At 28.9% G+C, this 13006-nt stretch carries 15 protein-coding genes; 14 read left to right on the forward strand and 1 reads right to left on the reverse strand.

What is annotated here, in order from left to right:
- Nucleotides 1-29 precede the first annotated feature (29 nt).
- From atpE to KO506_RS07160, 14 genes are all read left to right on the forward strand, one after another.
- Nucleotides 30-221 (forward strand): ATP synthase F0 subunit C, encoded by a 192-nt coding sequence (gene atpE / locus KO506_RS07095; protein ID WP_013620961.1) that lies wholly within the window; start codon nt 30-32, stop codon nt 219-221.
- Between the two features lie 90 nt (nt 222-311).
- Nucleotides 312-812 (forward strand): F0F1 ATP synthase subunit B, encoded by a 501-nt coding sequence (locus KO506_RS07100; protein ID WP_215994206.1) that lies wholly within the window; start codon nt 312-314, stop codon nt 810-812.
- Between the two features lie 4 nt (nt 813-816).
- Nucleotides 817-1374 carry an ATP synthase F1 subunit delta gene (gene atpH, locus KO506_RS07105; RefSeq protein ID WP_215994207.1) on the forward strand — a complete coding sequence of 186 codons (558 nt, stop codon included), beginning with the start codon at nt 817-819 and terminating at the stop codon, nt 1372-1374.
- Nucleotides 1375-1395: 21 nt separating this feature from the next.
- The gene (gene atpA, locus KO506_RS07110; protein ID WP_215994208.1) at nt 1396-2973 is read left to right on the forward strand and encodes a F0F1 ATP synthase subunit alpha; all 1578 of its coding nucleotides are present in this window, start codon (nt 1396-1398) and stop codon (nt 2971-2973) included.
- A 70-nt stretch (nt 2974-3043) separates the two neighbouring features.
- Nucleotides 3044-3907, forward strand: a complete 864-nt coding sequence (atpG, locus tag KO506_RS07115) for an ATP synthase F1 subunit gamma (RefSeq protein WP_215994209.1) — start codon at nt 3044-3046, stop codon at nt 3905-3907.
- Between the two features lie 119 nt (nt 3908-4026).
- Nucleotides 4027-4491, forward strand: a complete 465-nt coding sequence (locus tag KO506_RS07120) for a hypothetical protein (protein WP_215994210.1) — start codon at nt 4027-4029, stop codon at nt 4489-4491.
- A gap of 110 nt (nt 4492-4601) precedes the next feature.
- The gene (locus tag KO506_RS07125) at nt 4602-5528 is read left to right on the forward strand and encodes a hypothetical protein (RefSeq protein WP_215994211.1); all 927 of its coding nucleotides are present in this window, start codon (nt 4602-4604) and stop codon (nt 5526-5528) included.
- A gap of 172 nt (nt 5529-5700) precedes the next feature.
- Nucleotides 5701-6450 carry an SDR family NAD(P)-dependent oxidoreductase gene (locus KO506_RS07130; protein WP_215994212.1) on the forward strand — a complete coding sequence of 250 codons (750 nt, stop codon included), beginning with the start codon at nt 5701-5703 and terminating at the stop codon, nt 6448-6450.
- A 1-nt stretch (nt 6451) separates the two neighbouring features.
- Nucleotides 6452-7318: an aldo/keto reductase gene (locus KO506_RS07135; RefSeq protein WP_215994213.1), complete on the forward strand. Its 867-nt coding sequence runs from the start codon at nt 6452-6454 to the stop codon at nt 7316-7318.
- A 2-nt stretch (nt 7319-7320) separates the two neighbouring features.
- Entirely contained in the window at nt 7321-7962 is a 642-nt protein-coding gene (locus KO506_RS07140; protein WP_252726812.1) for an HD domain-containing protein, read from the forward strand.
- Nucleotides 7959-9101, forward strand: a complete 1143-nt coding sequence (locus tag KO506_RS07145; RefSeq protein ID WP_215994214.1) for an ATP-binding protein — start codon at nt 7959-7961, stop codon at nt 9099-9101. Before KO506_RS07140 ends, KO506_RS07145 begins: the two co-directional genes overlap by 4 nt.
- Nucleotides 9102-9189: 88 nt before the next feature.
- Nucleotides 9190-9732, forward strand: coding sequence for an RNA polymerase sigma factor (locus KO506_RS07150; RefSeq protein ID WP_215994215.1), 543 nt, complete (start codon nt 9190-9192; stop codon nt 9730-9732).
- Nucleotides 9722-10249: a hypothetical protein gene (locus KO506_RS07155; RefSeq protein WP_215994216.1), complete on the forward strand. Its 528-nt coding sequence runs from the start codon at nt 9722-9724 to the stop codon at nt 10247-10249. Before KO506_RS07150 ends, KO506_RS07155 begins: the two co-directional genes overlap by 11 nt.
- A complete protein-coding gene (locus KO506_RS07160) occupies nt 10230-11390 on the forward strand; it encodes a hypothetical protein (RefSeq protein ID WP_215994217.1) in 1161 nt (386 codons plus the stop codon). The genes KO506_RS07155 and KO506_RS07160 overlap by 20 nt, the downstream gene beginning before the upstream one ends.
- A gap of 44 nt (nt 11391-11434) precedes the next feature.
- Here the strand turns inward: KO506_RS07160 and amaB are convergent, their stop codons facing one another.
- The gene (gene amaB / locus KO506_RS07165) at nt 11435-12976 is read right to left on the reverse strand and encodes an L-piperidine-6-carboxylate dehydrogenase (RefSeq protein ID WP_215994218.1); all 1542 of its coding nucleotides are present in this window, start codon (nt 12974-12976) and stop codon (nt 11435-11437) included.
- Nucleotides 12977-13006: the final 30 nt, after the last annotated feature.

Below are 13006 nucleotides of genomic sequence, written 5' to 3' on the forward strand. Positions count from 1 at the left end.
TTTAATTAATATATTTAAAATCAATTAGTATGTACAATTTAATTGGAGCAGGATTAATCGTAATCGGAGGAGGAATTGGATTAGGTCAAATAGGTGGAAAAGCAATGGAAGGTATTGCTCGTCAACCTGAAGCAGCTGGTAAAATTCAAACTGCAATGATCATCATTGGTGCCTTATTAGAAGGTTTAGCATTTGGTGCATTAATCTTAGGGAAAGCATAATTTCCTAAAAAAAACAAAAACACATTTCTGTAACGGTTGGTTACAGAAAGTGTTTTTAAATTAAACAAAAACAAAACAAAAGTTAATAGAATGGAAACTTTATTAAACGATTTTTCGCCAGGATTGTTTGCAATGCAAATAGTAATCTTACTTATTTTATTATTTTTAATGAAAAAGTTTGCTTGGAAACCAATTTTAAACTCTTTAGAAGAGAGAGAAACTGGTATAGAAGAAGCATTAGAAGCAGCAGAAAACGCTCGTAAAGAGATGCAAAACTTAACTGCTGATAATGAAAGATTAGCAAAAGAAGCAAGAGCAGAAAGAGATGCAATGATGAAAGATGCTAGAGATATTAGAGATAAAATGATATCAGAAGCAAAAGAAGATGCTAAAGAGGTTACCACTAAATTAATTGAAAATGCACAAGCTTCAATTCAACAAGAAAAGCAAGCAGCTTTAGCAGAGTTGAAAAAGAATGTAGCAGAATTATCAATAGGTATTGCAGAATCTGTAATTAAAAAAGAATTATCTTCTAAAGAAGATCAATTAGCATTGGTAGAAGGAATTTTAAAAGAAGTTGAGTTAAACTAATTTTATGAAAGACGCAAGAGCAGCATTACGTTACGCAAAAGCAATCTTAAATCTTGCAAAAGATTCTAAAGAAGATTCTGCAGTAAATAAAGATATGCAATTAATAGCTTCAACAATTTCAGAAAACCCTGAATTAGGTGTTGTTTTAAAAAGCCCTGTAATAAAGTCTGCTGATAAAATAAACGTTTTAAAAGCTACTTTCTCAAAACAAATAAACAATATTACTTTAGGTCTTTTTAATTTATTAGAAGAGAACAAAAGAATATCAATATTACATTCTATTGCACAGCAATACACTATAATTTACGATTATTATCATCACATACAGATAGCAAAAGTAATTACTGCTGTGCCAATTACTTCAGCAATTGAAAAACAAGTTTTAGCTAAGATAGAGTCTTTAACAGGAGAAAAAGCTGATCTAGAAAATGTAGTAAATCCAGATATTTTAGGAGGGTTTATTTTACGAGTAGGAGATGTGCAATATGATGCAAGTATCTCAAATTATTTAGGAGAGTTAAAGAAGGAATTTGACAACAGTCATTATATCCCAAAAATTTAATAATACATCAAATTAGAACAGATGGCAAGTATTAAACCAGCTGAAGTATCAGCAATTTTAAAAGAACAATTAACTAATTTTGAAGCTCAAGCTTCATTAAGCGAAGTAGGTACAGTATTACAAGTAGGTGATGGTATTGCTCGTGTTTACGGATTGTCTAACGTACAATATGGTGAGTTAGTAGAATTCGATAACGGATTAGAAGGTATTGTTTTAAACTTAGAAGAAGATAATGCAGGTGTTGTATTATTAGGAGCTTCAACTTCTGTAAGAGAAGGTTCTACAGTTAAAAGAACTGAAAGAATTGCATCTTTAAGAGCAGGTGAAGGAATTGTAGGTAGAGTTGTAGATACTTTAGGAAGCCCTATAGATGGTAAAGGACCAATTACTGGTACTACTTATGAGATGCCTTTAGAAAGAAGAGCACCAGGAGTTATCTATAGAGAACCTGTTACTGAGCCATTACAAACTGGTATTAAATCTATTGATGCTATGATTCCTGTTGGTAGAGGTCAGCGTGAGTTGATTATTGGAGATAGACAAACAGGTAAATCTACAGTTGCTTTAGATACCATCTTAAATCAAAAAGAATTTTACGATGCTGGTAACCCAGTATACTGTATATATGTAGCTATTGGTCAGAAAGCTTCTACAGTTGCAGCAATTGCAAATATGTTAGAAGAAAGAGGAGCGTTAGCATATACAACAATAGTAGCAGCAAATGCATCAGACCCTGCAGCAATGCAAGTTTATGCACCATTTGCAGGAGCTGCAATTGGAGAATATTTTAGAGATTCTGGTAGACCAGCTTTAATTGTTTTTGATGATTTATCAAAACAAGCTGTTGCATACCGTGAAATTTCTTTATTATTAAGAAGACCTCCAGGACGTGAGGCGTATCCAGGTGATGTATTTTACTTACACTCAAGATTATTAGAAAGAGCTGCAAAAGTTATCAATGATGATAAAATTGCAAGTGAAATGAATGACTTACCAGATTCTTTAAAAGGAATTGTAAAAGGTGGTGGTTCTTTAACTGCATTACCAATTATTGAAACACAAGCAGGTGATGTATCAGCATATATTCCAACAAACGTAATTTCGATTACAGATGGACAGATTTTCTTAGATGGAGATTTATTTAACTCAGGTGTAAGACCAGCAATTAACGTGGGTATTTCTGTATCTCGTGTTGGAGGTAATGCACAAATAAAATCTATGAAAAAAGTATCTGGTACTTTAAAATTAGATCAAGCTCAGTTTAGAGAATTAGAAGCATTTGCAAAGTTTGGATCTGATTTAGATGCAGCTACAATGAATGTAATTTCTAAAGGACAACGTAATGTTGAAATCTTAAAACAAGCTCAGAACGACCCTTTTACAGTAGAAGACCAAGTAGCAATTATTTATGCTGGTTCTAAAAACTTGTTAAAAGACGTACCTGTTAATCAAGTTAAAAAGTTCGAGAAAGATTATATCGATTATTTAAATGCAAAACATAGAGATGCATTAGATGTTTTAAAATCTGGTAAATTAACTCCAGAAGTTACTGCTACTTTAGAAGCAGCAGCAGCAGAAATATCAAAGCACTTTGCATAAATAGACGTAAGTCTCTAGTTTTTAGTTATCAAAACTAAAAAACTAAAGACTAATAATTAATAACTATAGAATGGCAAACTTAAAAGAAATACGTAACAGAATAACCTCTATTAAATCTACAATGCAGATTACATCTGCAATGAAAATGGTTTCTGCTGCAAAATTGAAAAAGGCTCAAGATGCTATTACAGCAATGCGCCCTTATTCATCTAAATTAACAGAATTGTTGCAAAATTTAAGTGCAACTTTAGATGGTGATACAGGTGGAGTATATTCTACAGAAAGAGAAGTTTCTAAAGTATTATTAGTAGTAGTAACATCAAATAGAGGTTTGTGTGGTGGCTTTAACTCATCAATTACAAAAACAGCTGTTAGAACTATTGCTGAAAAGTATGCTGATAAACAAGTAGATATTTTTTCTATTGGTAAAAAAGGTGCAGATACTTTATCAAAAGAAAACAATGTTGTAGCTACAAGAAATGATATTTATGATGATTTAACTTTTGATAATGTTGCATTAGTAGCAGAAAAGTTAATGGAATTATTTGTTGATGGTAGTTACGATAAAATTGAATTGGTATACAATCAATTTAAAAATGCAGCCACTCAAATACCGCAAGTAGAGCAGTTTTTACCAATTAAACCTATTGAAGGAGGAAAAGATATTTCTAATTCTGATTATATTTTTGAACCATCAAAAGAGGAGATTGTAGAAGCTTTAATACCTAAGTCTTTAAAAACACAATTATACAAAGGTATAAGAGATAGTTTTGCATCAGAGCATGGAGCACGTATGACAGCTATGCATAAAGCAACAGATAATGCAACAGATTTAAGAGACGGTTTATTATTAACTTATAACAAAGCACGTCAAGCAGCAATTACAAACGAAATTTTAGAAATTGTTGGTGGTGCTGAGGCATTGAATAATTAAACGTAGTTTCTAAGAAGACAATATAAACAATTTATAAAAAAGAGCTTATCAATTTTGATAAGCTCTTTTTTTATGATATTTTGGTATAACTATTGAATTGTATTTGTAATATGAGATCTATGAAAACTATCCAAATTTCATCAATTTTAATTATTGTATTTGTGTTTTCTCAATGTGGTTCTTTACAGTTCGATAAAACCCCACCATTTAAAATTATAGCAGCTACTTATACAAATTGGGTTGGTGGTCAACCAGGGGTTAGAGGTACAAATGTAAAAGTCCAATTTACATCAACAAAAAGGATTCAATTTGATAGTATTTATTTTGATAATAAAGTTGCCAAATTACAAACCAAGAATTCAAATGATAATTTATTAATTGGTTATTTCAACACATCATCAATTAAAAGAGATATTATTTTAGATGCAAACCCAATTAAAGAGTTAAAAAATTCTGTACCAAAAATTAAAAAATTTCCTTTTGATTTAGAAGAAAATGAGGTAGTTATTAGCTATAAAATTAAAGATAAAATAAAATATTTTAAAATTATTGGACTCAAAAAGGTGAAATCTACAAACTTTTAAATGAGTTTAAACTGCTTAAAATAAAACAGTTAAAAAATTTTTTTTAGGTTAGGTTATTTTTTGGCATACAATTTGAATATTCATAAGCATAACCACAAAACAGAAAGCTTATGAAGACGCTAAAACTACTTTTCACGATTATTATTGCAGGAACATTATTGAGTTCTTGTTCAACAGTTTATTACGATGATTATGATGACTATGCACCTACTTTAGAAGAGGTAGTTTCAGGTTACGATTTATGGTATGTAGATTATCATAAAACTTCAGGTTCTGGAGATGTACCTTATGTATCTAGAGCTTTTACACTTTCTTTTATTAACGGAATTTTATATGCAAATAACAATATTGCAGATATTGGTAGAACAGGTAATGGTTTAGGGATTGATGTTGGTACTTATAACTCTTTTAATGGTGTGTTAGAAACCAACCACGATATAGATGGTATTAATGATTTTAATGTAACTATTTTATCTACTAACGAAATTAGAATTTACAACTACAGAGAAAATGTAAGTTATTATTTAGTAGGTTACAATACTAACAATTTCGATTATGATAAATTGTTCTATGAAAACATAGAATACCTATTACAAGAATATGAAGCTTGGGCAAAATTTGATGCAGTAGGTGGTACACCAAATGCTTTTGATGATGAAAATTTCCTTGTATTTACACCAGATAATGTAACAACATTTTATAGTTCTCAAGATGAGTTTGGCACACAAGTTGCAAATATAAATTGGGATTACGTTGGTGGATATGAGGTGTATGACGTTAATGGTTTTGAAGCTCTTAAGATTTTAACATTGAATTATGACAATGGAGATATTGAAGAATTTGAATTAAGCGTTTTAGATGATGATAGAATAAGTCTGTTTCATTACAATTCAGAAACCACTTATGAGTTTGCAGGTCGTGGATTTGTACAGTATTTAAAAAGTGAAAAATCTGTTAAATCAGCAAAAGATGTTGTAAGGAATAACGATAGAAAACGTACTAAAATAGAAAGAAAGACAAAGAATAGAAGAAATTAAAAATAAAGTTTGGTTAGTTGATTTTTAATTGGTTATTTCTCAATAACCAATTGAAAGAGAAGTCACCCTGAGGAGGGTGACTTTTTCGTTGTTAATAATTGATGAAAATTTTACAGCTTATTCAATTCTGCTAAAGGCTAGTTTTTATATTTTTAATGATAAATAAAAAAGAATGAAAACAGCATTTATTACAGGAGCAACTTCTGGAATAGGAAAAGCAACAGCAGAGCTGTTTGCAGTAAACAACATTAGATTAATTCTTTGTGGTAGAAGAAAAGAACGTTTGCAAGAATTAGCAGAAGAACTCTCTAAATTAACCCAAGTTACCACTTTACAATTCGATGTTTCTAAAAGGGATGAAGTACAAGCAGCAATAAAATCTTTACCAGAAAATTTTCAAGAAATAGATATTCTAATCAATAACGCAGGTAATGCTCATGGGTTATCAACAATTCAGGATGGAGATATAGATGATTGGGATGCAATGTTAGACATTAACGTAAAAGGTTTGTTATACGTATCAAAAACAATAATTCCTAAAATGATAGCAAATAACAATGGATTTATTATAAATATTGGCTCTATAGCAGGTAAAGAAGTTTATAAGAACGGAAATGTATATTGTGCATCAAAGTTTGCTGTAAATGCTTTAAACAAGTCTATGAGGCTAGATTTAAACGAACATAACATTAGAGTTTCTGCAATTCATCCTGGTTTAGTAGAAACCGAATTTTCTGATGTACGTTTTAAAGGCGATACAGAAAGAGCAAAAACAGTTTATCAAGGTTTTAAAGCTTTGCAAGCAGAAGATATTGCAGACATTATTCACTTTGTGGTTACAAGACCTTACCACGTAAATATCGAAGATTTGGTAGTGTATCCAACAGCACAAGCAAGCGCAACAATGCTCAATAAAAATTGATATGAAACCAACATCAAAAATAATAATTGGTTGTATGTCTTGGGGTAAATGGGGTAAACAATTTTCTACCCAAGAAGCTACAGATATGATTCAGTTTTGCGTAGAAAATGGAAACACTACATTTGATCACGCAGATTTGTATGGAGATTACACAACAGAAGCTGAATTTGGTAAAGCATTTAAAGAAAGTAAAATAGAAAGAGATTTAGTAGAATTTATTTCTAAATGCGGAATCCAGAATCCTGGAGAAACAAGAAACAACAAAGTTAAACATTATAATTATTCTAAAGAATATATTATTTGGAGTGCAGAGCAATCTCTAAAAAATTTAAAAACAGATTATTTAGATACTTTTTTATTACACAGACCTAGCCCTTTAATGATTCCTGATGATATTGCAGAAGCAGTTTTAGAACTACAAGAATCTGGTAAAATCATCAATTTTGGGGTTTCTAATTTTACACCTTTTCAGGTGGATTTAATTGCTGATAAAATTCCAGTATCCGTAAATCAAATTGAATTTTCTTTAACGCAAAACTCAGCAATGACAAATGGTTCTTTAGACCAAATGTTGCAAAATGAAATTCAGCCTATGAGTTGGAGTCCTTTAGGTAGTGTTTTTAGAGCAGAAACAAATCAAACTAAAAAAATAAAGGAAGTTTTAAAAACGCTTTCAGAAAAATACAATAGCACAGAAGATGCTTTGTTATTGGCTTGGCTTTTTAAACATCCTGCAAAAGTTTCTACTGTTATTGGCACCACAAATAAACAACGAATTTTAAATACAAATAAAGCCCTAAAAATTGATTTAGAATTACAAGATTGGTTTTTATTATTAGAAGCAAGTAATGGAAAAGAAGTAGATTAATTTTGAACATAGATAACTTACATAAAGATTGGTTAACTTTAGCTAAAAATTATTTTGATAGTACTGCTTTCATTATTTCTGTTTGGAATAACATGAAGAAGAATTATTCTTCAAAGAAAAGGTATTATCATAACTTTATTCATATACATTCATTGTTAGAAATGGCAGAAGAAAATGGAGATGAATTAAAAGATAAAGATGAAGTTCTATTTGCAATTTGGTTTCATGATATTGTTTACAATCCCTCATCAAAAAAAAACGAAGAAAAAAGTGCAGATTTAGCAAAATCAATTTTAAAAGAAAATTTTAAAAAAGAATTAAATATTAACAAGATTTACGATTTAATAATTTCAACAAAGAAGCATCAAATTATATTAGATGAAGATAATGACAATGCCTTTTTGTTAGATTTTGATTTATCTATTCTTGGTTCTAATTGGAATGTTTATGAGTCTTATATTAAGAATATAAGAAAGGAATATAAAATTTATCCAGATTTTGTTTATAACCTTGCAAGAAAGAAAGTATTACAGCATTTTTTAAATAGAAAACAACTTTATTTTACAGATAAATATCAAGATTTATTAGAAGTAAAAGCAAGACAAAATTTAGCAAGAGAAATAAAATTACTAAGCTTAAAATGATAAACAAACGCTTACTTATCAGAAACTTACTTTCTCATAATGATGAGAATAGTTTTTATGATAAAAAGCAAAAACTATCATTAGGCTCAAAAGAAGGCAAGGCCAAGTTTTTAAAACACATTTGTGCTTTGTCTAACTCAAACCCAGAGAACAATTCTTACATTGTTATTGGTGTAGAAGATGAAGAAAATAAAATAATTGGTGTCGATTTTTTTGACGATAGCAAAATCCAAAATTTGGTAAACGCGTATTTAAATAATCCTCCAAGAATAGAATATTTAAATGTTCCTTTTCCGAGTTTACCACGCTATAAAGTAATTGGTTTGGTAACCATACATCCAAATAACCAAATTACATCTTTATTAAAAAACGCTTGGAAATATAATCGCGATACTATTTTTTACAGAAGAGGCAGCAATTCTATGCCTTTTTTAGGCACAACTTTCGAGCTTAGAAATACCAATAAAAATATTGTTGCTGCAATAGAAAAAAATGCTAGAAATAATATTGAACTCACTTTAAATGGTGTTTTCGATTTTATAAACAAGCACAAAAAAGAATACAAACCACAATACAAAGTTTTTAATGAACAATTTGTGTTGTGTTGGGCAGGAGAGAAGAAAATTATCAGCAAAAATATATATTACTCAAGAGTAGATATTGAATTAATTAACGAACAAGTTCGTTTGTTTTTTTCTTCTTTAGATGATGTTCAAATTTCTTATAATCAAAAATCATTTATTATTACAGAATACATTTTGTTGGGTTTAGAAGCTAATGAAACTCATTATCCATTAGAAAAAACAATAATCAATTTTAAGAATAATGGCAAACATGCAATTGTTAGAGAATTTTTATTTGCCCCTCCTAAATACGATCCTATAATTGTAAATCATATTTATAATAACTGCAATAACATCATTCAAAAAATAACAGCTAAAACAAAGCTTTCAGTTTTAGAACACGAAGATGTTTTTAGGTTGCCACATAATTATTTACTCTGCTATTTAAACGGATTTTTAGACGCACCAGATTTACTTAGAAAAGCCAAAAACTACATTAAAAATTTAGAGGATAAAACTACCTATGTAAAATACAAAGAGGCAATGAGAGTAATTCGAAAAGTAAAATATAATTAAGGTTTTTTACCCTTTAATTAAAAAATGTTTTCTTTTTTGAAACCTTTAAAAATTCGTATCGTTTTTAAAATAGAACCAACCAACTACAATGTCTAAAAAGATTCATCTTTTAGTTTTACAAAGCAAAAAAGGCAATCAGAAAGCACAAATAAAGCTTTATGATTTGCACTGTAAAGCAATGTTTATAATTTCTTGTAGGTATTTAAAAAATGATGAAGAAGCTAAAGATGCTATGCAAGATGGTTTTATAAAAGCATTTTTGAATTTAGCCAATTATAAAGATGGTACCAATTTTAGTGCTTGGTTAAAAACAATCATAATTAATAGCTGTATAGATCATTTAAAAAAGAAAAAATTAGAAACGATTTCTATCGAAAATTATCCTTTAGAAATTACAAATGATGAAAACTGGAAATTTGATATAAGAATAACAAAAGAAGCAATTTTAAATGCCATAGAAACTTTACAATTAAAATATCAGTTGTTAATAAAATTATACTTGATAGAGGGTTATGATCATCAAGAAATATCAGAAATATTACAGATACCAGTTAAAACATCTAGAACACAATTAAGAAGAGCAAAATTAGCATTAAGAGGCCTTTTAAAAGACGAGAAATATGGAACATGATATAAGAGATTTATTTCAAGAAAATGATGATTTTAAAAAGGATTTACCAAAATCTCATAGAGAAGATTTTTTAAATAAACTAAATAAAAATAATACCCAAAAGCCAAAATGGAAATTTGGAACTGCGTATAAAATTGCAGCATCTGTAGCTCTAATTTTAAGTTTGATGTATTTTTTTAGTATTAAAACTGATGATATTGACAACACAAATTCTTTTGAAAATCAGTTTTCTAAGATTGAAAAGGACTATTTAAAAAACATCGATAAAGAATGGAAACAGTTTAAAAAAATAACAACAGATACTTTATTAATTAGAAAATACGAGGAGAAATTGAACAATTTTAATGATGATTATAAAAAGATAACCAACCAATTAAAAGAGTTTCCTAACGACATAAATTTATTAGAATCTTTAATTACTAATCTGCAAAGACGTTTGCAATTAATTAAAGAAATTAATGAGCATATTAAAGAATTGAACCCAAAAAACACAAGTAATGAAACCATATATATTTAGCATTTTATTTCTTTTAATAACAAGTATTTCTGTTGCACAAACTAAAGAAGTACTTCTAAAAAAAAGTTTTAAGGTAGATGAAAACACTATTCTAAATTTAGATTTAGACAATGCAAATGTTCATATCATTGAATCTAAAGACGATAAAATTCATTTTGATTATCAAATTATTTTTTATAATTATTCTAGAAGAAAAATAAATGATCTTCTAGATGATACTTCAATAAATACATCTAAAAATCAAAACCAAATTTTTTTAAAAGTCAAGAATTCTCTATATCTAGGTATAGATATAAAATATAAACCTAATTTTGATTATAAAAACTTCAATAATCCTATTAATGATGTTTATAAAGAATATTTAAAAAAATATTATAAAACATATAGAAAAAGCGAAAATTTATACAAAACAAAAGATTCTTTAATAGAAGAGATTAATTTTAGTATTGGAAGAGATATGGACAATTATATTAAAAAAGAAATTGATAATTTTCCTCTTAAAAAGCCTTTAAAAACTGATAAAAAAATAGAGAAGAATTTTATTATTGAAGTTCCTAAATATGTTCAATTAAAAATAAAAGCTTTAGAGTCTGATATTAAATGTGATTATGACATTTTAACAGAATTTAAAATGGATAGTTTTAAAGGTATTTTTAAATTTAAAAGAATTGATGGGAAAAATAACCAAATAACTTCTTCTAATGGAATTTTAGAAACATATGGAATAAAAAATTCTAGAATTCAATTGAGAGATATGTATAAAGTAAATATTGGTTCTATTTCTAATTCAAAATTAAAGTTAGAAAAAACAAAAACTAAAATTGGAGAAATACGAAAAAATGTTTCAATTAATGATTCTAACAGCAAACTCTACCTCTATAATTTTGGTAAAAACTTCACAAAATTTAATCTTACAGGAGATTACTCAGAGATAAATTTATACAATGTAAAAGACACTAATTTTTCTATGGATATTTCTGGCTACAATACAGCTTTAAATATGAATGGCACAAAAACTTCTTTTGGAGCATCAAAAGAAAAAGAACTTACTAAAATTCTTCAAAAAAAGAAAAAAGAAAATAGTCCGTTTTTAGGTAATATAGAAGTATTATTAAAAAATGGAATTATAAATATAAAGTAAAGAAAAACCCAACTTTTAGTTGGGTTTTTACTGTTTAAAATATCTTAAAAATCGAACTTAATGCCTTGTGCTAAAGGTAAGTCTGTTGTGTAATTTATGGTGTTGGTTTGTCTTCTCATATATACTTTCCAAGCATCAGAACCAGATTCACGTCCACCTCCAGTTTCTTTTTCGCCACCAAAAGCACCACCAATTTCTGCGCCAGAAGTACCAATATTTACATTGGCAATTCCACAATCTGAACCAGCAACAGATAAAAAAGCTTCAGCTTCTCGTAAATTATTTGTCATAATTGCAGATGATAAACCTTGCGCTACTCCATTTTGCATTTCAAGTGCATTTGTAACATCACCAGAATATTTTAAAAGATATAGAACAGGTGCAAAAGTTTCATGTTGTACAATTTTAAATTCGTTTTTAGCCTCTGCAATTGCTGGTTTTACATAACAACCAGACTCGTAACCATTTCCTTCTAAAACTTTACCTTCAACTACAATATTTCCACCTTCTTCAACTACTTTTGTTAATGCATTTTCATACATTTTAACAGCATCTACATCAATTAAAGGACCTACATGATTATTTTCATCTAATGGGTTTCCTATACGTAATTGTTTATAAGCTTTTACAACAGCATCTTTTACAATATCATAAACAGATTCATGTATTATTAATCTTCTTGTAGATGTACATCTTTGGCCTGCAGTACCAACAGCACCAAAAACAGCACCAATTACGGTCATTTTTATATCTGCATCTGGAGTTACAATTATTGCGTTATTTCCACCTAATTCTAATAAAGATTTTCCTAATCTACTTGCTACTTCTTTTGCAACAATTTTACCCATTCTTGTAGAACCAGTTGCAGAAACAAGTGGAATTCTTTTATCTTTTGTCATGAATTCTCCAACTTTATAATCGCCATTAATTAAACCAGAAATACCTTCTGGTAAATTATTTTCGGCTAAAACTTCTGCGATTATATTTTGGCAAGCTACCCCACATAAAGGTGTTTTTTCTGATGGTTTCCAGACACAAACATCACCACAAATCCAAGCTAATGCTGTGTTCCAAGCCCAAACTGCAACAGGAAAATTAAAGGCAGAAATAATACCTACAATCCCTAAAGGATGATATTGTTCATACATTCTATGACCAGGTCTTTCTGAGTGCATGGTTAAACCATGTAATTGGCGAGATAAACCTACAGCAAAATCGCAGATGTCAATCATTTCTTGCACTTCTCCTAAACCTTCTTGATAACTTTTACCCATTTCATAAGAAACTAATTTACCCAAAGCTTCTTTCTTTTCGCGTAATTTTTGGCCAAATTGACGTACAATTTCTCCTCTTAATGGTGCAGGTTTTGTTCTCCAAGTTTTAAAAGCTTCTGTAGCTGCTTCCATCACTTTAGCGTAATCTTCTTTTGTTGTAGTTTTTACTTTTCCGATAATTTTACCATCAACAGGTGAGTAACTTGTTATAATTTCTCCACTAGAAAAGTTTGTGTTTCCAGTAGAAGTACCTTCGTTTATATTTTGTAAGCCTAAAGTTAATAATGCTTCTTGTATACCAAAATCTGTCATTTTGCAGCTTTGTTTAAGTTAATTGATTAA

It is taken from the genome of Polaribacter vadi (assembly GCF_018861005.1).
GTDB classification, from domain to species: Bacteria; Bacteroidota; Bacteroidia; order Flavobacteriales; family Flavobacteriaceae; genus Polaribacter; species Polaribacter vadi_A.